The sequence below is a fragment of the Streptomyces saintjeani genome (genome assembly GCF_055409605.1).
Genome location: NZ_CP189624.1, coordinates 2,628,769 through 2,651,789 on the forward strand (window position 1 = coordinate 2,628,769; position 23,021 = coordinate 2,651,789).

23 protein-coding genes are annotated in these 23,021 nt (G+C 70.3%); 18 read left to right on the forward strand and 5 right to left on the reverse strand.

All coding sequences use genetic code 11. The features are described from left to right. The first annotated feature begins 114 nt into the window (after positions 1 to 114). The 4 genes from glnA (at position 115) to pspAB (ending at position 3,502) form a co-directional block, all read left to right on the forward strand. Positions 115 to 1,524: a type I glutamate--ammonia ligase gene (gene glnA / locus ACQCO7_RS11730; RefSeq protein ID WP_409119179.1), complete on the forward strand. Its 1,410-nt coding sequence runs from the start codon at positions 115 to 117 to the stop codon at positions 1,522 to 1,524. 70 nt (positions 1,525 to 1,594) lie between these two features. Further along, complete coding sequence (locus ACQCO7_RS11735) at positions 1,595 to 1,888, forward strand: SCO2583/SCO2584 N-terminal domain-containing protein (protein WP_464071766.1); 294 nt, start codon at positions 1,595 to 1,597, stop codon at positions 1,886 to 1,888. Positions 1,889 to 1,999: 111 nt separating this feature from the next. Beyond that, complete coding sequence (gene htpX, locus ACQCO7_RS11740) at positions 2,000 to 2,917, forward strand: zinc metalloprotease HtpX (protein ID WP_464071767.1); 918 nt, start codon at positions 2,000 to 2,002, stop codon at positions 2,915 to 2,917. Between the two features lie 3 nt (positions 2,918 to 2,920). Continuing rightward, the gene (gene pspAB / locus ACQCO7_RS11745) at positions 2,921 to 3,502 is read left to right on the forward strand and encodes a PspA-associated protein PspAB (protein ID WP_464071768.1); all 582 of its coding nucleotides are present in this window, start codon (positions 2,921 to 2,923) and stop codon (positions 3,500 to 3,502) included. Here pspAB and ACQCO7_RS11750 read toward each other — a convergent pair. Further along, positions 3,462 to 3,854 carry an arsenate reductase family protein gene (locus ACQCO7_RS11750; protein ID WP_464071769.1) on the reverse strand — a complete coding sequence of 131 codons (393 nt, stop codon included), beginning with the start codon at positions 3,852 to 3,854 and terminating at the stop codon, positions 3,462 to 3,464. The two genes, pspAB and ACQCO7_RS11750, sit on opposite strands and share 41 nt — an antisense overlap. Before the next feature lie 161 nt (positions 3,855 to 4,015). On the opposite strand from ACQCO7_RS11750, the gene ACQCO7_RS11755 reads away from it, so the two are divergent. Next, positions 4,016 to 4,279, forward strand: coding sequence for a hypothetical protein (locus ACQCO7_RS11755; RefSeq protein WP_010352006.1), 264 nt, complete (start codon positions 4,016 to 4,018; stop codon positions 4,277 to 4,279). 38 nt (positions 4,280 to 4,317) lie between these two features. Here ACQCO7_RS11755 and ACQCO7_RS11760 read toward each other — a convergent pair whose 3' ends face one another. Beyond that, positions 4,318 to 5,928: a phosphotransferase gene (locus ACQCO7_RS11760; protein WP_464071770.1), complete on the reverse strand. Its 1,611-nt coding sequence runs from the start codon at positions 5,926 to 5,928 to the stop codon at positions 4,318 to 4,320. A gap of 60 nt (positions 5,929 to 5,988) precedes the next feature. Between ACQCO7_RS11760 and ACQCO7_RS11765 the strand changes: the two genes are divergently transcribed. The 7 genes from ACQCO7_RS11765 to ACQCO7_RS11795 all read left to right on the forward strand — a co-directional run bounded on the left by ACQCO7_RS11765 (position 5,989) and on the right by ACQCO7_RS11795 (position 13,475). After that, complete coding sequence (locus ACQCO7_RS11765; RefSeq protein ID WP_464071771.1) at positions 5,989 to 6,222, forward strand: hypothetical protein; 234 nt, start codon at positions 5,989 to 5,991, stop codon at positions 6,220 to 6,222. Positions 6,223 to 6,583: 361 nt separating this feature from the next. Next, entirely contained in the window at positions 6,584 to 7,615 is a 1,032-nt protein-coding gene (gene glnII / locus ACQCO7_RS11770; protein ID WP_464071772.1) for a glutamine synthetase, read from the forward strand. A 432-nt stretch (positions 7,616 to 8,047) separates the two neighbouring features. After that, positions 8,048 to 8,620, forward strand: coding sequence for a winged helix-turn-helix domain-containing protein (locus tag ACQCO7_RS11775; RefSeq protein ID WP_464071773.1), 573 nt, complete (start codon positions 8,048 to 8,050; stop codon positions 8,618 to 8,620). Positions 8,621 to 8,757: 137 nt separating this feature from the next. Further along, positions 8,758 to 9,747, forward strand: a complete 990-nt coding sequence (locus ACQCO7_RS11780; RefSeq protein WP_464071774.1) for an NAD-dependent epimerase/dehydratase family protein — start codon at positions 8,758 to 8,760, stop codon at positions 9,745 to 9,747. Between the two features lie 86 nt (positions 9,748 to 9,833). Further along, positions 9,834 to 11,084: a sensor histidine kinase gene (locus tag ACQCO7_RS11785; RefSeq protein WP_464071775.1), complete on the forward strand. Its 1,251-nt coding sequence runs from the start codon at positions 9,834 to 9,836 to the stop codon at positions 11,082 to 11,084. Beyond that, positions 11,069 to 11,719, forward strand: a complete 651-nt coding sequence (locus ACQCO7_RS11790; RefSeq protein WP_464071776.1) for a LuxR C-terminal-related transcriptional regulator — start codon at positions 11,069 to 11,071, stop codon at positions 11,717 to 11,719. The genes ACQCO7_RS11785 and ACQCO7_RS11790 overlap by 16 nt, the downstream gene beginning before the upstream one ends. Before the next feature lie 136 nt (positions 11,720 to 11,855). Then, positions 11,856 to 13,475, forward strand: coding sequence for a DUF1996 domain-containing protein (locus ACQCO7_RS11795; protein ID WP_464071777.1), 1,620 nt, complete (start codon positions 11,856 to 11,858; stop codon positions 13,473 to 13,475). 95 nt (positions 13,476 to 13,570) lie between these two features. On the opposite strand, the gene ACQCO7_RS11800 is transcribed toward ACQCO7_RS11795, so the two are convergent. Further along, positions 13,571 to 13,990, reverse strand: a complete 420-nt coding sequence (locus ACQCO7_RS11800) for a hypothetical protein (protein WP_464071778.1) — start codon at positions 13,988 to 13,990, stop codon at positions 13,571 to 13,573. Between the two features lie 185 nt (positions 13,991 to 14,175). Here ACQCO7_RS11800 and ACQCO7_RS11805 point away from each other — a divergent pair, with 185 nt between their 5' ends. The 6 genes from ACQCO7_RS11805 (at position 14,176) to ACQCO7_RS11830 (ending at position 20,891) form a co-directional block, all read left to right on the forward strand. Continuing rightward, positions 14,176 to 15,384 carry an RNA-guided endonuclease InsQ/TnpB family protein gene (locus tag ACQCO7_RS11805; protein ID WP_464071779.1) on the forward strand — a complete coding sequence of 403 codons (1,209 nt, stop codon included), beginning with the start codon at positions 14,176 to 14,178 and terminating at the stop codon, positions 15,382 to 15,384. A gap of 136 nt (positions 15,385 to 15,520) precedes the next feature. After that, a complete protein-coding gene (locus ACQCO7_RS11810) occupies positions 15,521 to 16,021 on the forward strand; it encodes a tetratricopeptide repeat protein (protein ID WP_464071780.1) in 501 nt (166 codons plus the stop codon). A gap of 174 nt (positions 16,022 to 16,195) precedes the next feature. Beyond that, the gene (locus ACQCO7_RS11815; protein WP_464077198.1) at positions 16,196 to 18,121 is read left to right on the forward strand and encodes a hypothetical protein; all 1,926 of its coding nucleotides are present in this window, start codon (positions 16,196 to 16,198) and stop codon (positions 18,119 to 18,121) included. Positions 18,122 to 18,209: 88 nt separating this feature from the next. Next, a complete protein-coding gene (locus ACQCO7_RS11820; protein ID WP_464071781.1) occupies positions 18,210 to 19,112 on the forward strand; it encodes a metal-dependent hydrolase in 903 nt (300 codons plus the stop codon). Beyond that, entirely contained in the window at positions 19,112 to 20,146 is a 1,035-nt protein-coding gene (locus ACQCO7_RS11825) for a PDR/VanB family oxidoreductase (RefSeq protein ID WP_464071782.1), read from the forward strand. The genes ACQCO7_RS11820 and ACQCO7_RS11825 overlap by 1 nt, the downstream gene beginning before the upstream one ends. 79 nt (positions 20,147 to 20,225) lie before the next feature. Beyond that, positions 20,226 to 20,891, forward strand: a complete 666-nt coding sequence (locus tag ACQCO7_RS11830) for a TetR/AcrR family transcriptional regulator (protein ID WP_010351991.1) — start codon at positions 20,226 to 20,228, stop codon at positions 20,889 to 20,891. A gap of 14 nt (positions 20,892 to 20,905) precedes the next feature. Here ACQCO7_RS11830 and ACQCO7_RS11835 read toward each other — a convergent pair whose 3' ends face one another. Both ACQCO7_RS11835 and ACQCO7_RS11840 read right to left on the reverse strand, forming a co-directional pair. Next, positions 20,906 to 21,262 (reverse strand): 5-carboxymethyl-2-hydroxymuconate Delta-isomerase, encoded by a 357-nt coding sequence (locus ACQCO7_RS11835; protein ID WP_464071783.1) that lies wholly within the window; start codon positions 21,260 to 21,262, stop codon positions 20,906 to 20,908. Between the two features lie 72 nt (positions 21,263 to 21,334). After that, positions 21,335 to 23,008 (reverse strand): SpoIIE family protein phosphatase, encoded by a 1,674-nt coding sequence (locus ACQCO7_RS11840; protein WP_464071784.1) that lies wholly within the window; start codon positions 23,006 to 23,008, stop codon positions 21,335 to 21,337. Positions 23,009 to 23,021 lie beyond the last annotated feature (13 nt).

The following is a 23,021-nucleotide window of genomic DNA, read 5'->3' on the forward strand; positions in this document are numbered from 1 at the left end:
CACGCCCGAGAAATCACCCGTCCCTAGGGTCGGGACGAGCGTGTGCCACCGCACTGGCCGCACGAACGAACTACCACCCCGGCTCGGGAAACAGCCGGGAGTAGGAGGAGCTGGATGTCCCAGAACGCCGACGACATCAAGAAGCTGATCACGGACGAGCAGGTCAAGTTCGTCGACGTGCGCTTCTGCGACCTGCCGGGCGTCATGCAGCACTTCACGGTGCCCGTCGATGCGTTCGACCCGGACGAGGAGCTGGCGTTCGACGGCTCGTCGATCCGTGGTTTCCAGGCCATCCACGAGTCGGACATGGCGCTGCGCGCCGACCTCGGCACCGCGAAGATCGACCCGTTCCGCCGCGACAAGACGCTGAACATCAACTTCTTCATCCACGACCCGATCACGGGCGAGCAGTACTCCCGTGACCCGCGCAACGTGGCGAAGAAGGCGGAGGCGTACCTCGCGTCGACCGGTATCGCGGACACCGCGTACTTCGGTCCCGAGGCCGAGTTCTACGTCTTCGACTCGGTGCGCTTCTCCACCGCCGCGAACGAGAGCTTCTACCACATCGACTCCGAGGCGGGCGCCTGGAACACCGGTGCGGTCGAGAACAACCGGGGTTACAAGGTCCGCTACAAGGGCGGCTACTTCCCGGTCGCGCCGGTCGACCACTTCGCCGACCTGCGCGCCGAGATCTCCCTGGAGCTGGAGAAGTCCGGCCTCAAGGTCGAGCGCCAGCACCACGAGGTCGGCACCGCCGGCCAGGCGGAGATCAACTACAGGTTCAACACGCTGCTCGCCGCGGCCGACGACCTCCAGCTCTTCAAGTACATCGTGAAGAACGTCGCCTGGCGCAACGGCAAGACCGCGACCTTCATGCCGAAGCCGATCTTCGGCGACAACGGCTCGGGCATGCACGTCCACCAGTCGCTGTGGGCCAACGGCGACCCGCTGTTCTACGACGAGGCCGGGTACGCGGGCCTGTCGGACACCGCGCGCTACTACATCGGCGGCATCCTCAAGCACGCGCCGTCGCTGCTGGCGTTCACCAACCCGACGGTGAACTCCTACCACCGCCTGGTCCCGGGCTTCGAGGCGCCGATCAACATGGTGTACTCGCAGCGCAACCGCTCCGCCGCGATGCGCATCCCGATCACGGGCTCCAACCCGAAGGCCAAGCGCGTCGAGTTCCGCGCGCCCGACTCCTCCGGCAACCCGTACCTCGCCTTCTCCGCCCTGCTGCTCGCGGGCCTCGACGGCATCAAGAACAAGATCGAGCCGGCCGAGCCGATCGACAAGGACCTCTACGAGCTGGCCCCCGAGGAGCACGCGGGCGTCGCCCAGGTCCCGACCTCCCTGAACGCCGTCCTCGACGCGCTGGAGTCGGACCACGAGTTCCTCCTCGCCGGCGACGTCTTCACGTCCGACCTGATCGAGACGTGGATCGACTTCAAGCGCACGAACGAGATCGCGCCGCTCCAGCTGCGCCCGCACCCGCACGAGTTCGAGCTGTACTACGACGTGTGATCGAACCGTGAGCCGTCCGGCGCCCTCGTCCCGTTCTCCGGGGCGGGGGCGCCGTCGTATCGTGAGGTGTATGACGGAGAAGGGCGAACAGAACGACGAGGAGCGGGAGTTCGATCTTCGGTGGGCCGATGGGGCCGCGCACAAGGAGCCGTCGGCTCGGGCGCGGATGCTGGCGGCGAAGTGGAAAGAGGAGCCGCCGGAGGCCGTGCCGTTCCGGGGGGAGCCCTCAGGGCGTCGGCGGCGGTTGCGGGTGCCTCGGGTGCGGCTCGGGGCGGGGTCGCCGTGGCGGTCTGTCGTGGTGGTGTTCGGGAGTGTCGCCGTGCTGATCGTCGTACTGGGGTACAGCGGGTTTCAGGGGTTCTGAGGGCGCTCTCAGGAGCTTTTGCCTGGACGGGGGCTGTTCAGGGACTGTTCATGGGGTGGTCACGAGCACACTGGGCAGTGGGGCGAGTGCCTGACTGCGGGGTGATTGCAGATGCGGAGCCGTTTCCGGAGCGACCGGCAGCTGACCGTACGGATGACGGTCACGATGTTCCTGCTGGGGCTGCTGTACGTGGGGTTCGTCGCTGCCCTGATCGTGCTGCTGAAGTCGTGGGTGCTGGTCGTGGTGATCGTGGCCGCGATGCTCGGCGCCCAGTTCTGGTTCTCGGACCGGATCGCGCTGTTCGCGATGCGGGGGCGGGTGGTGGAGCGGGAGGAGTATCCCGAGCTGCACGCCGTCGTGGACCGGCTGTGCGCGCTCGCCGACATGCCGAAGCCCGTCGTCGCCGTCTCCGAGATGGACATGCCGAACGCGTTCGCGACGGGGCGCAACCCCGACAACGCCGTGGTGTGCGTGACGACGGGGCTGCTGCGGCGGCTGGAGCCAGCGGAGCTGGAAGGGGTGCTGGCGCACGAGCTGTCGCACGTGGCGCACAAGGACGTCGCGGTGATCACGATCGCCTCGTTCCTCGGCGTGATGGCGGGGCTGATCGTACGGTTCGCGCTGTACTCCCAGATGTTCGGCGGGCGGGACCGCAAGGACCAGAACACCCTCGCCGTGTTCGCCGCCGTGCTGGGTGTCTCGATGGCCGTGTACGCGCTGAGCTTCCTGCTGATCCGCGCGCTGTCCCGGTACCGCGAACTCGCCGCCGACCGGGCCGCCGCGCTGCTGACCGGCCGTCCCTCGGCGCTCGCGGCGGCGCTCACGAAGGTGGACGGCGACATCGCGCGCATCCCCTCGAAGGACCTGCGGACGGCGCAGGCGTTCAGCGCGTTCTACTTCACCCCGGCGCTGGGCTCGGAGCCGGGCATCGCCCGGTACTTCTCGACCCACCCGAGCCTGGACCAGCGGCTGGAGCAACTGGGGCGGATCTCCGCCGAGTTGGGTGAACCACTGGGGAAGACGGACTGACTGATGGGGCTGCTGGACATCCTGCTGGGCCGGACCAAGCCGGTCGCACCCGACCTGGACCAGCTCTTCGCGCTGCCCTCGGCGGCGATCACCCTGGAGGCGGCGGCCGGGCTCACCCCGACCGGCGTCGGCGCGGTGTGCTTCGCGACGGTCGAGGGCTCGGCGTTCGACCAGACCCACCGGGAGGTGCAGGCGCTGCTGGACGCGGACACGGACCGTACGGGGCCGCCGGTCGAGCTGGTGCGCGACACGTACGGCTACTCCTGGCTCGTGTCCCGCCGCTCCCCCGACGACCTCGCCGCGCTCGTCAACGACCTGCACGCGGTGAACAGTTCGATGGAGGTCAACGGGTTCGGGCCGCAACTCCTGTGCTCCCTCGCGGGGTTCACGGACGCCGACGGGCGGGGGCTCGCGCTGGTGTACCTCTACAAGCGGGGCACGTTCTACCCGTTCGCACCGCTGGGAAGCGGCCAACGCCGGGACAACGCGCTGGAGTTGCGGGTCAAGGCGGCTCTCGTGAACGACCTGCGGATCGAGCAGGACCTCAGCCGGTGGTTCCCGGTGTGGGGTGCGCCGGGGGTGTGAGCAGCGTCCCCCGTACCGCCTCCTCCGTCCGCGCCACCACCGCCGTACCGTCCTCGGCGGTGATGATGGGGCGCTGGATCAGCTTCGGGTGCGCCGCGAGGGCGGCGATCCAGCGGGCGCGGGACGCCTCGTCGCGCGGCCACTCCTTCAGGCCCAGTTCCTTCGCGGCGGCCTCCTGCGTGCGGACGATGTCCCACGGTTCGAGGCCGAGCCGCCCGAGGACCTCCGCGATCTCGGTCTCGCTCGGTACGTCCTCCAGGTAGCGGCGGACGGTGTACCGCGCGCCCTCCGCGTCGAGGATCGTGAGGGCGCTGCGGCACTTGGAACAGGCGGGGTTGATCCAGATCTCCATGCGTCCAACGGTACGTGAGTGAGGTGCTGGGAGAGCCCCCGAACGGCCTTTGATCAGGGGCTTTTGTCAGTGGCGGGTAGTAGAATAGAAGCAGTGTTCGAGGGTGTCGCCGGGGGGTTCGACACATCCCCGGCGGCGTCCTGACAACGGGAGGTTCGCCTGTGTCCGCTGTCCTGTTCGATCTGCCGTACGCCCCTGTCGAGAAGCACCCGCTGCCCGCGGGGCGTCCGCGTGAGTGGTACATCTCGCACAACCGCCGCCTCAAGGCCATGCGCCTCGCCATCGCACTCCTCGACGCAGGGGTGTTCGTCCCGAACCAGGCCCGCAACGAGAGGATCCGCTCCACGGCCGAGCGGATCGGCATCCACCCGCCGTCGGACACGACGTGTCACATGGTGCGGGCGCTGATGCGGTACTCGCGGTGAACTGAGCGCCGGGTGCTGCTCGTTGGCACCCGGCTCTTTCATGTGTACGTCGCCATGAGGCCGCGTACGTACGTCTCCATCCGCTCGCCCAGCACCTCGGGGGTCAGGTCGGTGCGGCCCGACTCCCGCCAGGGGCCCGCGAGTTTGGTCGCGTCGCCGGCGTAGTGGAGGCAGTCCAGGAGGCGCCAGTAGAGGTGGTCCGCGTCGGGGGCCAACTGGCGTCCGCCGTGGGCCTCGTAGCGTTCCCGGAAGCCGAGTCCCGCCTCCGGGCCGTGCAGGAGCGCGAGCGCGGTCGAGCAGTGGGCGACGTCCACGTCCGCCGGGCCCCAGGACGTCTCCACCCAGTCGACGACGCCGGTGATCCGGCCGTCGTGGAAGAGGACGTTGCCGGGGTGGAAGTCGCGGTGGAGGAAGCAGGGGTCGTACGTGGGGGGTTCGCGGCGGATGAGGCTCACCGCGTGGGTCCACAGGTCGCCCTGGGGGGTCTTGACTCGGTCTGCGGACGTCCAGGGCTGGTAGTCGCGGGGGCGTTCGGCGGGGGTGACCGTGTGGATGCGTACGAGGAGCGCCGCGAGTCGGTCGAGGCGGTGGTCCAAGTCGTCCTCGTCGAAGCGGACTTGGCCGGGGAGGGCGGTCATCGCGAGGGAGGGGTGGTCGCAGTGGGTGGCGTCGGGGTCCACGGCGATGAGTCGTGCCGTGGGGATGCCGTCCTCGTCGGCGAGGAGGGTGAGGATGGCCGCCTCTCGGTTGAGGAGGCCGGGGGCGTGTCTGTGGAAGAAGGGTTTCACGAAGGTGCGCAGGACGACAGCGTCGTCTTCGAGTGTGACGCGGCGCATCTGGGAGCTCCAACCTCCCTTCAGCGGCTGGGAGTCGACGCGCTTCTTGCCGGTCTGCTCGGCCAGCCACTCCCAGGTCGCCGTCCAGCCCCGGTCGGTGAGGCCGGTGAGGAGGCCGGTCACCAACTCCCGTCTCGCCTCGGCGTGGTCCCGGTACCAGAGTCCCAACTGGTGGTCGGCACCTTTTAGTTCGACCCTGCTGTACTGGGCCCGTGCCGTCAGCGCGTCCTCGATCGCCTCGGTCACTTCCGGCGGGATCACCTCGTCCGTCTCCGGTACGAGGAGCAGGGCGCGGCCGGTGTAGGCCCGCAGCACGTCCAGCGCGGCCGAACGCCGCCAGGTGTCCGGCGTCCGGATGATCTCCGTGAACCTGCCGTCGCCCTCGCCGAAGGGTTCGGTCCAGGCTTCGGGGGCGTATACGGCGGGGGCGGCCAGGGCGATCGCCGTGACGCGGTCGCCGTAGTGGGCGGTGAGGTCGGCGACGGTCTGTCCGCTCATGCTGAAACCGACGAGGATCAGGGGGAGTTCGGCGGGGACGTACGCGTCGATGACGGCGACCGCTTGCTCGAACCGGCGCTGGAGGCTCAACTCCCGTAGCTGTCCGGTGCTTTCGCCGTGGCCGGTGAAGTCGAGGGCGAGGGCCTGGACGCCGTGCGCGGTGAACTCCCCGGCCAGCGGGAGGAGTCGGGCCTTGCTGCCGCGTCCGGCGCCGTGCAGGAGGACGGCTGCGGCCGGTGCGCCGGCCGGACCGCCGTGCACCCCGCTGAGAACCTCGCCGCCATGGGCGTACCCGAAAGAAGTCAGTTCTGGCATGGGCCCATTGATACATGCGCGGGGTGAGGGAACCCGAAGAGGAGAAGGAGGAGATCCGTCATGGGAATCATCGCGCTGGGCGCGATCGCCGTACTGGTCGTGCTCGGGTTCGGGAATCATCTGTGGTGGCTGGTCGCGGGGGCGCTGTACCTGTCCCTGCGGCGCCCGCCGAAGTCCGAGGAGGGGGCGAACACGGGTCGTCCGACGACGTACCAGGCGTACCGGGAGCGGCGGGACCGGCAGGCGCGGTGGGAGAGGCGGTATCGGCGGGAGCGGGGGCGGAGGTGGATCTAGGGCGCCTTCGGCGGGCGGGGGGCCTCGGGGGCGGGTGATCCTCGGCCGGGGGGGGTGGTCTTCGGCCAGCGGGTGGTCTTCGGGGGGCAACCGCATCGCATACGAGCCGTCGCGCGGGTGGGTGCGGGGCGGTGGCTTTCGGGGTGATCGGTTCCGCGCCGCGTCCGTTCGTATCGGCCCTTCCGCCCCTCACCTCCGTGAATCCCGTCACAGAACACCCAGGTAACACGGGGTTCACACTCGGGCAATGGGCGGGAAACCGCCTGTTGACAGGGTGCCGGTATTCGACGCGGTGCCCCAGTGCCGTAGTGCCGCAGCACCCGCAAGTGCGCACAAGACATACCCCCGAAGGATGTGGCCCGTGACCTTCAAGGCTGAGTACATCTGGATCGACGGCACCGAGCCGACGGCCAAGCTGCGTTCCAAGACGAAGATCGTCACGGACGCGTTCGGCGGGCTCGAGTCGCTGCCGATCTGGGGCTTCGACGGGTCCTCCACGAACCAGGCCGAGGGTCACGCTTCGGACCGTGTGCTGAAGCCGGTCTTCACGTGTCCGGACCCGATCCGCGGGGGCGACGACATCCTCGTCCTGTGCGAGGTCCTGGACATCGACATGACGCCGCACTCGTCCAACACGCGTGCCGCGCTCGTCGAGGTCGAGGCGCGGTTCGCCGCGCAGGAGCCGATCTTCGGCATCGAGCAGGAGTACACGTTCTTCCAGGACGGCTACCCGCTCGGCTTCCCCAAGGGCGGCTTCCCGGCCCCCCAGGGCGGCTACTACTGCGGCGTCGGCGCGGACGAGATCTTCGGCCGTGAGGTCGTCGAGGCGCACCTGGAGAACTGCCTCGCCGCCGGCCTCGGGATCTCCGGCATCAACGCCGAAGTCATGCCGGGCCAGTGGGAGTTCCAGGTCGGCCCGCTCTCCCCGAGCCTCGTCGCCGACCAGCTGTGGATCGCGCGGTGGCTGCTCTACCGTACGGCCGAGGACTTCGGCGTCTCCGCGACGCTGGACCCGAAGCCGGTGAAGGGCGACTGGAACGGCGCGGGCGCGCACACGAACTTCTCCACGAAGGCGATGCGGGAGACGTACGCGGCGATCATCACCGCCGCCGAGTCCCTCGGCGAGGGTTCGAAGCCGCTGGACCACGTCAAGCACTACGGCGCGGGCATCGACGACCGCCTGACGGGCCTGCACGAGACGGCCCCGTGGAACGAGTACTCCTACGGCGTCTCCGACCGTGGCGCCTCGGTCCGTATCCCGTGGCAGGTCGAGAAGGACGGCAAGGGCTACATCGAGGACCGCCGCCCGAACGCGAACGTCGACCCGTACGTGGTGACGCGCCTGCTGGTGGACACGTGCTGCTCCGCACTGGAGAAGGCCGGCCAGGTCTGACCCCACCCAACTCCTTGAAGGGCGCTCCCGTGTCGGGGGCGCCCTTCTCGCGTTGTCAGGGGATCGCCGTTACTCCCCTGGACTGGCGTAAGCGGCTGGTGGGGTGAGGGGAGGGGGCTTCGGTTGTGGTCAAGGATGCGTCCAATCTGTGAGAGGAGGGTCCTCTCACAGGGCGGGGTCTGCTTCAATGTGGGCATGGCCAGCTTCCAGAAGTGCGATGCGACGGGTCGCCATGACCTTGAGCCGTTCTGGCCCTCCCGTCAGCATCACGACTTCGATCGGGTGTGTTGTCGCGCGGTGAACGCGCCGGCCCTCTAAAGCCGTACATCCCGGTCTTCGGCCGGCGCGAACAGGTACGTCCCTCGGCGGGGCCCGACCACGAATCGGGGCCGTCGGTCCACCTGACTCCTCGCGCGAAAGAGCTGACGTCTCATGGCGACCACCACTCGTTCACTGTCCCCCGCGTACCGCTCCGCCGGGGTTGCCGCTTCCTCTCCTTCCCGGCATCGGCTGCGTGCCGTCGATCGGGACGAGGTCGTGGAGATCTCCGACTTCCTTCCGCCGGGGGCGACTTGGCTGCCCGCGCCGCAGCACACGCTGCCCTCTCTGCCCGGTCAGCCGCCCATGGTCGGGTACCTCGTCCTCGTCCCGGCGGATCAGCAGCCGCCGTTCCTGCCGGTGGCCGTGCGGGAGCCCGAGCCTGAACCCGGCGGGGACGACTCGCTCGTCCGTGTCGACTCCGTCCAGCGGACCGCGTTCGTCGACGGGGTCGAACTCGATCTGACGTACCTGGAGTTCGAGTTGCTCGCGCATCTTGTGGCTCATCCTCATCGGGTGCATACCCGGGATCAGCTCGTCACCACGGTGTGGGGGTACGGGCATGTGGGGGACGGGCGGACCGTGGATGTGCATGTGGCCCGGCTTCGGCGGAAGCTGGGGGCGCATCGGCAGGCCATTCAGACGGTTCGGCGGGTGGGGTACAAGTACGCTCCGCCGGTTGGGTAGTTGCGCCTAGGGGGGTGCCGGGAAAAGACGGTTGGTATCGCCTGATTTCGGCCTGAAAGGTGCAATCCTTCCCCGGCTCCTCTGCTGTCGGCAGAGTTGCGTTCCGTCCGGAGTGATCAACGGGCAGAGTCCCTCCCATGAAACTTCTTGTGCTGGGTGGGACTCAGTTCGTGGGGCGGGCCGTTGTGCAGGCCGCTGTTGCTCGGGGGTGGGACGTCACCGTTTTCAATCGGGGGTCCGCCGGAGCCGTCGCGGGCGTTGAGCAGCTTGTCGGGGACCGGACCGTCGACGGCGGGTTGGCGGCGTTGGCCGAGGGGACGTGGGACGCCGTCGTCGATACGTGGGCCCGGGAGCCGAAGGCCGTACAGAGCGTGGCCCGGTTGTTGCGGGGGCGCGTCGGGCGGTACGCGTACGTGTCCAGCCTGTCCGTGTACGAGTGGGCGCCGCCCGCCGGGTACGACGAGAGCGCGCGGGTCGTCGAGGGGGAACCCGGTGCCGGGCTGACCGACTACGCGCGGGACAAGCGGGGTGGTGAGCTTGCCGCGCTGGAGGCGTTCGGGGCCGAGCGGTCCCTGTTCGCGCGGGCCGGGTTGATTCTCGGGCCGTACGAGAACATCGGGCGCCTTCCCTGGTGGCTGGCCAGGATCGCGCGGGGTGGGGACGTACTCGCCCCCGGGCCAAGGGAGTTGGCGTTGCAGTACATCGACGCCCGCGATCTCGCCGGGTGGCTGCTGGGCGCGCTGGAACGCGAGGTGAGCGGACCGGTCAACCTCGTCACCCCCCAGGGCCACTCCACCATGGGCCGGCTCCTCGACGCCTGCGTCTCCGTAACGGGTTCCGCCGCCAACCTCCGCTGGACCGACCCCGAGACGATCCTCGCGGCCGGCATCAAGCCGTGGACGGAGTTGCCGGTGTGGGTGCCGCCGGGGACGGACATGCACGACGCGCTGCACGCCGCGAACGTGTCACGGGCGGTGGGGACGGGGTTGACGTGCCGCCCGGTGGAGGAGACGGTCGCGGACACGTGGACGTGGTTGCGGTCCCTCGGGGGTGAGGTGCCGCGCCGTCCGGACCTGACGATCGGGGTGCCGGAGGAGGTGGAGGCGAAGGTGTTGGCGGGTGGGTGAGAGGAGTGGGGGTGTACCTACCACCACCCCACCCTCCGGGTCCTTGGCCCAGTGACCGTCCCTCCCCCGGCCGGAAGACTGGGCGCATGGACATCAACACATCCAAAGGCCGGGTGCGCGGCGCGTGGCTCGCGGCCGTGCAGGGGCTGGCGATCGCCGCGGCGATGCTGCCGGTGAGCATCTTCCTCGTCGTCGTCACGTCGGTCTCGCTGGCCCTGATACCCGTCGGCGTGGGGGTCGTGACCACCCCCGCCGTGCTGCACGCCGTGCGGGAGTACGCCGGCAAGCGGCGGGAGATCGCGCAGGAGTGGGGCGGGGTGCGGATTCCGGCCGTCTACCGGGACGTACGGGGCGGGATCTGGGGGCGGACGGCCGGACTGCTGAGGGACCCGCAGACCTGGCGGGACCTCCGGTGGCTCGCCGCGGATCTCGTGCCCGGGTTCGCCACCGCCCTGCTCCCGGCCGCCCTCGCCTTCTACGCCGTCGAGGGGCTCGCGATGCCGTTCGGGCTGTGGAAGGTGTACGGCGACGACCCGTACTGGTACGCGTTCGTACCCGTCTCGAACTTCCCGACGGCGCTCGCCGCAGCCGGACTCGGCGCCGTCTGTCTCACCCTCGCCCTCCGCTACAACCGGACCCTCCTGGCCGTCCACTTCCGGCTCACCAGGGCCGTGTTGGGGGCGGACCACGACGAACTCACCGAGCGGGTACGGGTCCTGACCGACACCCGGCGGGACGCTGTCGACACCTCCGCCGCCGAACTCCGCCGTATCGAGCGGGACTTGCACGACGGCGCACAGGCGCGGATCGTCGCGATGGGCATGGACCTCGGCACGATCGAGGCGCTGGTCGAGCGGGACCCGGCGACCGCGAAGAAGCTGCTGGCGCAGGCGCGGCGCAACTCCGTGGAGACGCTGGAGGAGTTGCGGGACCTGGTCCGGGGCATCCACCCCCCGGTCCTGGCGGAGCGCGGACTCGGCGACGCCGTACGGGCGTTGGCGCTGAGGCTGCCGCTGCCGGTGGAGGTCACGGTCGAACTCCCGGGCCGCGCGGAGGCTCCCGTCGAGTCGGCGGCGTACTTCGCGGTGAGCGAGCTGCTGACGAACGCGGTGAAGCACGCGAACGCGGACCGGATCTGGGTCGACGTCCACCACGCCGACGGTCTGTTGAGGATCTCCGTCACCGACAACGGCCGGGGCGGCGCAGCCGTCGGCGCGGGTTCCGGGCTCGCCGGGGTGGAACGCCGGCTGGGTACATTCGACGGCGTCCTGGCCGTCGGCTCCCCCGTCGGCGGCCCCACGATGGCGACGTTGGAGATCCCGTGCGTGTTGTCCTAGCCGAGGACCTGTTCCTGCTGAGGGACGGCCTCGTGCGCCTGCTGGAGGCGTTCGGTTTCGAGATCGCGGCAGCGGTCGAGACGGGCCCCGAACTGGACCGGGCGCTGCGGGAGTTGAAGCCGGACGTCGCGGTGGTGGACGTCCGGCTGCCGCCGACGCTGACGGACGAGGGTTTGCAGTGCGCGCTGCGGGCGAGGCAAGAACGGCCGGGTTTCCCGGTGTTGGTGCTGTCGCAGCACGTGGAGCAGTTGTACGCGCGGGAGTTGCTGGCGGACGGCACCGGCGGGGTGGGCTATCTGCTGAAGGACCGGGTGTTCGACGCGGAGCAGTTCGTGGACGCGGTACGGCGGGTCGCGGCGGGAGGCACGGCGATGGACCCCCAGGTGATCCAGCAGCTCCTGGCCCGGCGCGGGGAGGACCGGCTCCCGGCGCGGCTGACGCCGAGGGAGCTGGAGGTGCTGGAGCTGATGGCGCAGGGCCGGACGAACGCGGCGATCGCGGGGAAGCTCGTGGTGACCGAGCGGGCTGTGGCGAAGCACACAGCGAACATCTTCACGAAACTCGGTCTGGAGGTCTCGGACGACGACAACCGCAGGGTACTGGCGGTGCTGGCGTTCCTGGACCGAGAGCGTTGATCCCGGCAACTCGGGTTGTCTCACAGGTTTTTCTGAGACAGCTGAACACCTCTGAGCCGGCGTGCGTAATGAACGACGCCGCTTCACTCCTGTCGGGCGCCTCGATGCTGCCCCGCAAGGAAGTCAGAGGAGTTCCATGGGACGCAACACACGTAAACGCCGTTCGTCGATGGCCAACAAGGCCATAGCCGCGTCGGCGGCCCTAGCGCTCGGTGGGGGCGGGCTGATCTGGGCGAACTTCTACGCTTCGGCGCACGAATCGTCGAACGGCTCGGGCCAGAACGAGGTCAAGGCCGCTGGTGCCCAGGTCGCGACGATCGCCTGCCCCGACGTCGGCCAGAAGCTGACGAACGTGCCGCAGAACGCGCGCCAGGGCGTCGACAGGGAGTTGGCGCTGCTGGACAAGCAGATCACCGAGGCATACGCCCGGCTCGCCTCCACTCGGCAGGCGCAGGCTCAGGACGCGGGCTTCGTGCAGAACGCGATCACCGGGCCGCTGAAGGAGAAGCGCGCCGCGACGATCGACCGTATCCGCATCAACATCCAGCGGGTGGGCGGGCAGTTCGACAACTCGCTCAGCCAGCTCGCCGCCTGTACCCCGCAGGTTGCCAACGCCAACACCAATGCCGGTCAGAACAACGGCGGCAACGGTCAGAACAACGGCGGCAACAACAACGGCAACCAGAACAACGGGGGCCAGAACAACAACAACGGCCAGAACAACAACGGCCAGAATGGTCAGAACGGCCAGAACGGCAACGGCCAGAACAACAACGGCGGCCAGAACAACGGCGGCCAGCAGGCCGGTGGCGGTCAGGGCGGCAACGGCCCGGTGGCCGCGGACTTCGTGGACATCACGAAGGCCGGCGGTGGCGCCAACTTCGGTGTCGGCAACAACGGTCTCGCTGCCAACGGCAACAGCGGGTCGCGCGGTTCCTTCACCACCAAGTGCGGCACCAACGGCAACGACAACCACAACACGGACAACGTGATCGTGGCTCCGGGTGTCGCCAACGGCGCCCACCACCTGCACGACTACGTCGGCAACCAGTCGAACGACGCCTTCGCGTCCGACCAGGAGCTGAAGAACGCGCAGACCAGCTGCCAGAACCAGGGCGACAAGTCCTCGTACTTCTGGCCGGTCCTCCGCGTCCAGGACGGTTCGCAGGACTTCGACCAGAACAACGACGGCGGCGGCAAGGAGGGCAACGTCGGCAAGATCCTCCAGCCGGCCCAGGCCCAGCTGAAGTTCGTCGGCAACAAGGCGGGCAACGTCGTCGGGATGCCGTCCGCGCTGCGCATCATCACCGGTGACGCCAAGGCGTTCGTGAACGGCAACGCCAACGCGAACACGAACTGGAGCTGCACCGGCTTCGAGAACAAGGTGCAGCTGAAGGACAAGTACCCGATCTGCCCGCAGGGCAGCCAGGTGGTCCGGACGTCCTTCTTCCAGAGCTGCTGGGACGGCAAGAACATCGACTCCGCGAACCACCGGACGCACGTGGCCTTCGTCCAGGGCAACGGCCAGTGCGCCAACGGTTTCAAGGCGATCCCCCAGCTCCAGGTCCGCCTGGTCTACAACGTTCCGGCTCCGCAGATCCAGAACGGCCAGGTGAAGAACGCCTACGCGGTGGACTCCTTCCCGGAGAACCTGCACAAGCCGATCACCGACCACAACGACTTCATCAACTTCTTCTCGCAGAACACGATGAACAAGATGGTCAACTGCATCAACACGGGCAAGAAGTGCCAGTAGTGGCCTGAGCCCAGCACATGAGAGAGCCGGCGGTGGGAATCCCACCGCCGGCTCTCTCGTACGTTCCCAACCAGTGACGTGTGTCAGTGACTTGGTCAGTGACTTGTGTGTCCGGCCGAGTGGTCGGTGCCCTCCTCGATGTCCCCGCCGAGCGTCTTGCGCAGGGTGTCGACCGTCTTCGTCTGGTCGCCGACGGCGATCCACTTGCGGCCGACGAGGTAGTGACCGCCGTAGTCCTTCGCACCGTTGATCCACTCGCGCTGCCCGCGGTCGGTCGCGAAGGTGAGGAGGATGAACTTGCCGGTGGCGGTCTTGCAGATGGCCTGGCGCAGTTCGTCCGCGTCGGTCTGCATGTTCGGCTTGCAGTCCACCTTCGCCGCGAGCTGCTCCAGGCTGCCGGTCGCCGCGACGGGTACGGCGTCCGCTGCCTTGTCGTCCCCGCCGGATCCGCAGCCCGCCAGCGTCAGCGCCGCCACGGCGGCCAGCGCCGCGAGCGTCGGTCGGGTCAGCTTCATCGGGGCTCTCCTTCGTCGATACCTCCGGCTCCAGCCGGTGGTGGGGCTACCTCCCTCTTGCGGGGGAGAAACGAAGCTCCTGCGGAGCAGGGCAGGCAAAGCCGGTTCGCCACCAGGGCGGACCGGCGCCCATCTGACACCGGTCTACACAACCCGCTCACACGGAAGTTGATGCTATGCGAGGCATGACGCAGCAGGTCAAGCGGGCGTTCAAGTACCGCTTCTACCCCACGGACGAGCAGGCGGCCGAGCTGTCGCGCACGTTCGGCTGTGTCCGCCTCGTTTACAACAAGGCACTGGAGGAGCGCACCCGGGCCTGGTACGGCGAGCAGCGCCGGATCTCCTACGTGCAGTCGTCCGCCGCGCTGACGGAGTGGAAGAAGACCGGGGAACTGGCCTTCCTGACGGAGGTGTCCTCCGTTCCGCTCCAGCAGGCACCGCGGCACCTTCAGGCGGCGTTCGGGAACTTCTTCGCCAGGCGCACCAAGTACCCCCGGTACAAGAGCCGGAAGAAGTCCCGCGCGTCTGCCGAGTACACCCGCTCCGCCTTCACCTGGCGCGACGGGCGGCTGACGCTCGCGAAGATGACCGGCCCGCTGGACATCCGCTGGTCGCGTCCGCTGCCCCAGGGTGCGGAGCCGACCACCGCGACCGTGTCCCGCGATGCCACAGGGCGCTGGTTCGTGTCCCTGCTGTGCGAAGACACCATCGCCCCTGCCCCCGCCACCACGAACGCGGTCGGCCTGGACGCGGGGATCACGTCGCTGGTGACGCTGTCCACCGGGGAGAAGATCGCCAATCCGAAGCACGAGCGGCGTGACCGCGCCCGCCTGGCGAAGGCCCAGCGGGAGTTGTCGCGGAAGGTGAAGGTCTCGGCGAACCGGGAGAAGGCCCGGCGTAAGGTCGCCGAGGTCCACGCGCGGATCGCCGACCGGCACCGTGACTTCCTGCACAAGCTCACCACTCGTCTCGTCCGTGAGAACCAAACGGTCGTGATCGAGGACCTCACCGTCCGCAACCTGCTCAAGAACGGCAGGCTGGCGCGCGCCATCAGTGACGCGGCGTGGACGGACCTGCGCATGATGCTGGAGTACAAGTGCGCCTGGTACGGGCGCGAACTCGTCGTGATCGACCGCTGGTTCCCCAGCTCGAAGCTGTGCGGGGCTTGCGGCTCGGTCCGCGAGAAGCTGCCGTTGAACGTCCGTGAGTGGACGTGCAAGTGCGGCGCGGTGCATGACCGCGACGTGAACGCGGCACGCAACATCCTGGCCGCCGGGCTGGCGGCATCCGCCTGTGGAGACGGCGTAAGACCTCAACGGGAGTCCTCCCGGACGGGGCGGTCGTCGATGAAGCAGGAACCCCAGCGGGCGACCGCTGGAACCCCCCGCCCTTGAGGCGGGGGAGGAAGTCAACTGTCCAGTTCCTCCCTGCGAAAGACCTCACCTTGGATACGGGCCCAGGCGTACGAACCACTCAACCGGTCACTTATCCCGGTGCGGTTCTTCACTCTCGCGTGCCATCGTGATCTCCATGAACCAGGACTGGGAAGACCGTGTCGAGGCCGCGTGGGCGAGCTACGACGAGTACACGGAGGAACAAGGCGCCGACTTCCGCGCCGTGATCATCGCGCTCACCGCCGAGTTGCCGCCGGGCGACCCGACGGCCCCCTTCGAGCAGGCGTGCGCCTGGGACTCGACGGGCCGCTCCGACAAGGCGGTTCCGCTGTACGAGGAGGCCCTCGCGCTCGGTCTCGACGGCTACCGGAAACGGCGTACGAAGATCCAGCTGGCGAGTTCGCTGCGCAACGTGGGCCGGGCCGAGGAGGGCGTGAAGCTGCTGACGCCCGAACTGGACGCGCCCTCGGACGAGTTGGACGACGCGGTCCGGGCCTGCCTCGCGCTGTGCCTGTCGAGCCTGGGCCGGGACCGGGAGGGGCTGTCGCTGGTGCTGGGGGCGCTCGCGGGTCATCTGCCGCGCTATCAGCGGTCGATGGCGAACTATGCGCGGGCGCTGGTGGAGCCGGAGGGCTGAGGTGGGACCGGGGGGCGTGCGGCGTGAACCGGCGTGCCGGGCAGGCCGGTTCGGCCGGTGCCGGTCCGGCGTGGTGTGCCGGCCGCGCTGAAACGTTCCTCGAACGCCCGTACCCGTAGGGGGGATTCACCCGACCGGCGGTGACCTCCCGTCGTGCCGCTCGTTCTCCCGGACGTGCAGTCACAGGATGTCGCCCAGCGCCCAGCGTCCCGCTCTCCCCACTCCGGCCCCGCCCTCGACGTCGAGCAGGCCGAGGCCGCGCTCGTCGAGCACTACCCGCGCCTCGTCCGGCTCGCGTACCTCGTGCTGCCGCCGACGCTCGCGCGGGGCCGCCGCGTCCTGACCGCGCACGCCCTCGTCCAGCGCGCCCTGCCCCGCCGCAGGGCCTCGGCCCCGGTGATCCCGGCGCAGTCGACGGGCCGGGACGGCGACCCGGGGTACGCGTACGTCCGGCTCCAGGTCGTGCGTACGGCGCTCCAGGCCGGGTTGCCGCTCAGGCGCCGCGCGTGGCCGAAGCGGGCCCAACTGCCGCCGCTGCTCCCCCAGGTGTGGGGGCTGCGGCTGTTCCCGCGCTCGGGCGGCGCCGACGAACTCGCCCTGGAGCAGCGGCTGTCGGGGCTGGACGGCCCGGCGCGCGCGGCGTACGCGCTGTCCGGTCTGGAGAAGCTGCCGGATGCCGGCGTCCGCAAGGTTCTCGGGGAGTGCGGGGTCACCGCGATCGACGCGGCGCTGCGTGAATCGGGCGCGGTGGAAGGGGAGTTCACGCTCCTCGACTCCCCCGGCTTCGACCCGTGCTCGCTCCAGGCGCGGCCGACGGACCTGATGCGCCGCCGCCAGCACGGCAGGGCGGCGCTGGCCGCCGGGGCCGCGCTCGCGGTGTGCGGGGTGCTGGTCGTGCTGCCCGGGGGCGGCTGGGGTCCGAACGGCGCGGCGGCCCCGGCGTACGCCAAGAACCCCGCCGCGGAAGCCGCGTTGGACCCCGGACGCCTCCTGAAGGTCTCCCCCGTCGCGTGGCGGACGTCGGCGCGCACCGACTTCTCGGCGTGGCCCGCACGCGGTGAACTCACCGGCGACGACGGCCTGTTGCGCCGCGCGCTGGCCGTCTGGGCGCGCCCCGGCGAGCAGGTCCACGTCTCCGCGACCCCGGACACCCCGACCGGCGGCCCCTCGGGCCCGCCCCAACTCCTGTACGCGGGCACGGTCGACAACGTCCGCGTGGTGATCCTGTACGACGGACTGCGCATCGCCCGCTACGCCGAGCCGAAGGACGGCACGGCCGGGGCCGCCCTGGACTTCGCGCGCGTGGACGGCGCGTCCGGCGCGGAGTCGGGGGCGGTGGTGCTGAGCCGCGCCGACGGCAACGTCCGCTATCTGACCGCCCCTTGGGTCACCAAGGCCGGTGAGCGGGATCTGTCGAAGCCCGGCGCCGGGGTGATGGACCTGACGCTGACGCAGGGCGTGACGTCCCCGCTGGTCAGCCCGGCGACGAAGACGGGGACCTGCACGGGCTGGGAGGTCCTGGAGCTGACCGGCGGGCAGGGCCGCCAACTCCTCAGCGATCTGGGCGAGTTGGTCCCGGCGCGGCTCACCTCGGGGCGGCCCGGCGTGGCGAAGGACGCGACCGGCGCGGAGGCCCTCAAGACCTGGGCGCCGTACGCCTGTTCGCTCGGGGAGGCACGGGCGCTCGGCGTACGGGCCGTGAACGTCTGGCAGTTCGCGCGCCAGGCGCTGCCGGACGGGACCGGGTCGGCGGACTGGGTGTGCACGCGTGCGGAGACCTGGCGGGGTGACGGGACGCGGGCGCTGGCCCAGTTCCACACGCCGGGCGGGCTGGTCGGGGCGGTCGTCGCGAAGGCGGCGGACGGACCGGCGTGCGGTCCGCGCGACCCGCACGTGCTCGCGGGGGCGCTGTGGAAGTCGAAGGCCGGGCACTGGTTCCTGCTGGCCGCCGGGGACAAGGACACCGCGTCGCTGCGGACGACCGGCGGGGTCGACGCGCGGGCCGACGGCAACCTCCTCGCCGTACGGACCGAGCAAGGGGTGCAGGCGGGGCTTGAGGGGACGCTGAAGGGCGGGAAAGCGGTCAAGGCGCTGCGGTAGAACGTGCAGGAAACGGCAGAAAACGGTTGCTGAAATTCGGCCGTGCACAGGGGTTCACCCCCGCTCTACCCGTCAGTACATTGACATCATGTCTAACAAGCAGGCCGCACCTCGGCCGGTCGAGGGCGAGCGGGTCGACCTCAAGGCGCGGAGGGTGTCGTTCTCCTGGGAGGGGACCCCGCTGCACTGGGTGCCCGGGGACCCCTTCACCACGCACACCATCAACGTGCTGCACCTGCTGCTGCCCGCGGGCGAGCGGTGGTTCGTGCACGTGTACCGGCAGGTGCTGCCGTACATACGGGACGAGCGGCTGCGCGCGGACGTCGTCGGGTTCATCGGGCAGGAGGCGATGCACTCGCAGGCGCACGACGAGGTGCTGCCCCACCTGCGGGAACAGGGGCTCGACCCGACGCCGTACACCGCGCAGGTGGACTGGATGTTCGAGAAGCTGCTCGGGGACCGGACGCTGCCGCCGGGGCGGGCGCGGCGCTGGTGGCTGCTGGAGCGGGTCGCGCTGATCGCGGCGATAGAGCACTACACGGCGTTCCTCGGGGACTGGGTGCTGAACGCGGAGGAACTGGACCGGCGGGGCGCCGACCCGATGATGCTGGACCTGCTGCGGTGGCACGGCGCGGAGGAGGTCGAGCACCGGTCGGTCGCGTTCGACCTGTTCATGCACGTCGACGGGAACTACCGGCGGCGGGTGCGGACCTGGGGGACGGCGTTCGCGACGCTGATGTTCCTGTGGCAGCGCGGGATCCGGTTCTTCATGGAGAACGATCCGACCGTGCTGGACGGAAAGGCGTCAGTAAAGGCTTTCTACCTGAGCGGCCAACAGGGGACGCTGCCGGCGACCGGGGACATCCTGAAGTCGATCCCGAGCTACCTCAGCCGTACGTACCACCCCTCGCAGGAGGGGTCGACCGAGCAGGCCGTCGCGTATCTCGCCGCCTCTCCGGCCGCGCTCGCCGCAGAGAAGAGGGCGTCCTGATGGCGCCCCGGCCGTTGGCGGTCGTCGCGGTCGCGGGGGCCGCACTGCTGGTGAGGCGCTCGATGCGGCGGCGGATCCAGGCGTCGCCGCTGTGGCCGATGCCTGCGCTGGAGGAGCCGGTGTCGGGGCGGCCTCGGACCCGGGGGGTGCGGTTGCGGGTCGCGGGGCGAGAGACGGTTGCCGAGGGGGTGGTGCAACTCCGGCTGGAAGGCAGCGAGTTGCCGCGCTGGGAACCCGGTGCGCATCTCGATCTCGTGCTGCCCTCGGGGCTCGTGCGGCAGTACTCGTTGTGCGGGGACCCCGGGGACACCTCGTCGTACACCGTCGCCGCGCGGCTCGTCGAAGGCGGGCGGGGCGGGTCTCGGGAGGTGCACGAGGAGCTGCGGGAAGGGGTGGAGGTCGAGGTGCGGGGGCCGCGTAACCGCTTTCCCCTTGTTGCCGGGGCGCCCGCTTACGTGTTCGTCGCGGGCGGGATCGGGATCACGCCGATCCTGCCGATGCTGCGGGCGCTGCCGAAGGGTGTGCAGTGGCGGTTGCTGTACTGCGGGCGGTCGCGGGCGTCGATGCCGTTCCTGAGGGAGGTCGAGGAGTTCGGGGCGGACCGCGTGACGGTGGTCGAGGGGCGGGGTGAACTCGACGTGTTCCTCGGGGACTTGACGGAGGGGACGGCCGTGTACTGCTGCGGGCCCGAGGGGCTGGCGGCGGCGGTCGAGGAGCGGGTGCCGGGGGTGCGGCTGGAGCGGTTCGGGGCGGCCGGGGCCCTGGCGGGCGACGCGCCTTTCGAGGTCGAACTCCGGCGCAGCGGAAGCGTGTTGACGGTCGCCGCCGACTCCTCGGTGCTGGCCGCCGTGCGCGAGGAACTGCCGGACACGCTCTACTCCTGCGAGCAGGGTTTCTGCGGGACGTGCCGGCAGCGGGTGCTGGAGGGCGAGGTGGACCACCGGGACGAACTCCTCACCGATCAGGAGCGCGACGGCTCCATGCTGATCTGCGTCTCCCGGGCACGCGGCGGGCGTCTGGTCCTGGACATGTGAACGCCCTTTCGCGGGTGGGAGGTTGAAGTCGGAACCGCTCGGTAAAGTTGTCGTCATGACAACCGGGGTGCGTCGGAGAATGAGCGTGGAGGAGCGGCGGCAGCAGCTCATCGGTGTCGCGCTCGAACTGTTCGCCCAGCGCTCCCCCGACGAGGTGTCGATCGACGAGATAGCGGCGGCTGCGGGGATCTCACGGCCGCTCGTCTACCACTACTTCCCCGGCAAGGTCAGCCTGTACGAGGCCGCGTTGAAGCGGGCGTCGGAGGATCTGGCGAGCCGGTTCGTGGAGCCGCACGAAGGGCCGCTCGGCACCCGGCTGCTGAGGGTGATGCGGCGGTACTTCGACTTCGTCGACGACCACGGCCCCGGGTTCGCGGCCCTCCTGCGCGGCGGCCCGGCGGTGGGTTCCTCGACGACGAACGCGCTCATCAACTCCGTGCGCCAGGAGGCGTACGAGCAGATCCTCTCCCATCTGGAGATCACCGACCCGCCGCCCCGGCTGGAACTCCTCGTCCGCTCCTGGATCTCCCTCGCCGAGTCCACGGCCCTGATCTGGCTGGACGGCCGGCGCATCCCGCGCGAGGAGCTCCAGCTCCAACTCGTCCAGGACTTCGCCGCGTTGACGGCGGTGACCGCCGCGTTCGACGACGAGCTGAAGGGGCTGCTGCGCCCGATGCTGACCGGCGAACCGGCGGACGGGCCCTTCGGGCTGCTGGCGATGCGGCTCATCGAGCTGGCGTCGTAAGGGAGTTGGCGCTCCTACCACTGGGCCTTCGTGTACGAGGGGTCCAGTTCGCGGACCTCGGCGGAGGCGTGCACCGTGTGCCAGCCTTCGGCGGGGAGGTGTTCCTTGAGCAACTCCAGGACGGCGGCGGTCAGTTCGGCCTTGACCTCGGCGGTGCGGCCGGCCAGGAGGCCGAGGGTGACGTGCACGACGGCGTGGCCCTCCTCCTCGTAGCCGAACGCCGTGTGGCCGGCGGCGCGGAACTGGGTCTTGCACGCCTCGGGCTTGGCGGCGGCGATCTCGACGACCGCGGTGTGCAGGGCGCGGGCGAAGGCGGCGTGGTCGAAAGCCTGGGTGAGTTCGGCGGAGTGGTCGACGGTGATCTGGGGCATGCGGGGCTCCTCGGTGGGCGACTCGGGCTCGGGCTTGCCGGGCTCGGGTCACCTTAACCGGGTGCGCGACGCTCACCTCAGGCGCAGGGCCAGCATCGCGATGTCGTCCTCACGGCCGTCGGCGAAGCAGCCGAGGAGCAGGTCGCAGAGGGTGCCGAGGCCGTCGGGGGCGCCGGCGGCGGCCGTACGCAGGTGGGCGAGGGACATCGCGAGGTCGGTGCCGCGGGTCTCGATGAGCCCGTCGGTGACCATCAACAGGCGCTGTCCGCGCCGGAGTTGGAACTCGGTCGGGGCGGGCCTGGGGAGGCCGAGGCCGAGCAGGGGGCCCGCCGCTTCGATGTACTCGGCGGCGCTGCCGGTGACCACCAGCGGCGGGAGGTGTCCGGCGTTCGCGATGCGGACCCGGCCGGTGTCGGGGTCGATCAGGGCCAGGCAGACGGTCGCCGTGAAGTCGGGGTGGTAGCGCTGGAGCATGCGGTCGAGGCGGGCGGCGAGGGTTCCGGGGTCGTCGTCCTCGACGCAGTACGCGCGCAGGGCGTGCCGTATCTCGACCATCACCGTCGCCGCGTGCAGGGAGTGGCCGACGACGTCGCCGACGGCGGTGAGGACGCCGGAGTCGGTGGGCAGCGCGGCGTAGAAGTCCCCGCCGATCTCGGCCTCCAGGGAGGCGGGGACGTACCGGACCTCGACGTCGACGCCGGGGAGCTTCGGCAGGGAGGCGGGGCGGGGCAGGAAGCTGTGCTGGAGGGTGAGCGCGACATGCCGCTCGACCTGGTACATCAGCAGCGGTTCGGCGGCCAGCGCGGTGGCCTGGGCGAGCCGGGCGAGCAGTCCGTCGTCCCCGGCGTCGGGGGCGTGCGCTGAGGGCGCGGGGGTCGCCACGCACACCGGCGTACGCCCTGCGGGCGCGGGCGCGAGGATCAGCCGGGCGTCGTCGCGCGCCCCCCGCCGGAAGTAGCCGGGCGGCCACAGCGCGCCGGGCACGACCACGGTCTGGGTGCCGCCGCGCCCCTCGGCGAGCCGGGTGACGAGCCGGACGGCCGTCTCGTCGGCGCCCGCGTCGGGCGGTACGACGCGGGACCGGCCGCGCGGCAGGCCCCGGTACACCTCGCCGCGCGCGCCGATGACGAGGACGACGGCCGGGGTGCCGGACAGCCGGGCCGCGCCCTCCGCCGCCGCGTCCGCCAACTCCTGTGCGTCGCGGGCGCCTTGGACGGTGACGATGGACTCCGCGAGGATCGCGAGCCGCCGGGCGGCCTCCTCGGCCACGCCGCGCGTGCGCGCGCCGCGCAGGGCGGCCCGGACGACGGCCTGGATCTCCAACGGGTCGGCGGGGACGGTGAGATACGCCTCCCCGCCGACGTCGAGCCCCCGGCACCGGTCGCTCGGCGCGACGGCCGCCGCCGAGAAGTGCACGATCGGCAGCCGCTCGGTCCCCGGGGTGGCCTTGAGCCTCCGGCACAGTTCGAAGCCGCTCATGTCCGGCAGTCCGACATCCACGAGCGCGACGTCGAACGGCGTCCCGGCGCGCAGCCGTACGGAGACCTCGCGCAGCGCGTCGTGCCCGGTTGCCGCGTCCACGACCCGATGGCCGGCGCGGCGCAGCACGGCGCCCATCGCGTAGCGACTGGCCGCCACGTCGTCGACGACCAGCACGGTCGCGCCGGCGTCGTTCTCGGTGATCTGCTGAGTGTCGACGGCCGTCTCCTCTCCCGTGCAGACATGAGGCGAGCCGCTGTTACCCATCGCTGGTGGTCAA

Bases quoted from the DNA above. Each gene is read 5' to 3' on its own strand.
- ACQCO7_RS11735 (WP_464071766.1), top strand. From the start codon at position 1,595: ATGACGGAGAAGGGCGAACAGAACGACGAGGAGCGGGAGTTCGATCTT.
- ACQCO7_RS11795 (WP_464071777.1), top strand. From the start codon at position 11,856: ATGGGACGCAACACACGTAAACGCCGTTCGTCGATGGCCAACAAGGCC.
- ACQCO7_RS11840 (WP_464071784.1), bottom strand. From the start codon at position 23,008: ATGGGTAACAGCGGCTCGCCTCATGTCTGCACGGGAGAGGAGACGGCC.
- ACQCO7_RS11760 (WP_464071770.1), bottom strand. From the start codon at position 5,928: ATGCCAGAACTGACTTCTTTCGGGTACGCCCATGGCGGCGAGGTTCTC.
- ACQCO7_RS11825 (WP_464071782.1), top strand. From the start codon at position 19,112: ATGGCGCCCCGGCCGTTGGCGGTCGTCGCGGTCGCGGGGGCCGCACTG.
- ACQCO7_RS11785 (WP_464071775.1), top strand. From the start codon at position 9,834: ATGGACATCAACACATCCAAAGGCCGGGTGCGCGGCGCGTGGCTCGCG.
- ACQCO7_RS11775 (WP_464071773.1), top strand. From the start codon at position 8,048: ATGGCGACCACCACTCGTTCACTGTCCCCCGCGTACCGCTCCGCCGGG.
- ACQCO7_RS11765 (WP_464071771.1), top strand. From the start codon at position 5,989: ATGGGAATCATCGCGCTGGGCGCGATCGCCGTACTGGTCGTGCTCGGG.
- ACQCO7_RS11810 (WP_464071780.1), top strand. From the start codon at position 15,521: ATGAACCAGGACTGGGAAGACCGTGTCGAGGCCGCGTGGGCGAGCTAC.
- ACQCO7_RS11780 (WP_464071774.1), top strand. From the start codon at position 8,758: ATGAAACTTCTTGTGCTGGGTGGGACTCAGTTCGTGGGGCGGGCCGTT.
- ACQCO7_RS11800 (WP_464071778.1), bottom strand. From the start codon at position 13,990: ATGAAGCTGACCCGACCGACGCTCGCGGCGCTGGCCGCCGTGGCGGCG.
- ACQCO7_RS11820 (WP_464071781.1), top strand. From the start codon at position 18,210: ATGTCTAACAAGCAGGCCGCACCTCGGCCGGTCGAGGGCGAGCGGGTC.
- ACQCO7_RS11830 (WP_010351991.1), top strand. From the start codon at position 20,226: ATGAGCGTGGAGGAGCGGCGGCAGCAGCTCATCGGTGTCGCGCTCGAA.
- htpX (WP_464071767.1), top strand. From the start codon at position 2,000: ATGCGGAGCCGTTTCCGGAGCGACCGGCAGCTGACCGTACGGATGACG.
- ACQCO7_RS11750 (WP_464071769.1), bottom strand. From the start codon at position 3,854: ATGGAGATCTGGATCAACCCCGCCTGTTCCAAGTGCCGCAGCGCCCTC.
- ACQCO7_RS11805 (WP_464071779.1), top strand. From the start codon at position 14,176: ATGACGCAGCAGGTCAAGCGGGCGTTCAAGTACCGCTTCTACCCCACG.
- pspAB (WP_464071768.1), top strand. From the start codon at position 2,921: ATGGGGCTGCTGGACATCCTGCTGGGCCGGACCAAGCCGGTCGCACCC.
- glnA (WP_409119179.1), top strand. From the start codon at position 115: ATGTCCCAGAACGCCGACGACATCAAGAAGCTGATCACGGACGAGCAG.
- ACQCO7_RS11835 (WP_464071783.1), bottom strand. From the start codon at position 21,262: ATGCCCCAGATCACCGTCGACCACTCCGCCGAACTCACCCAGGCTTTC.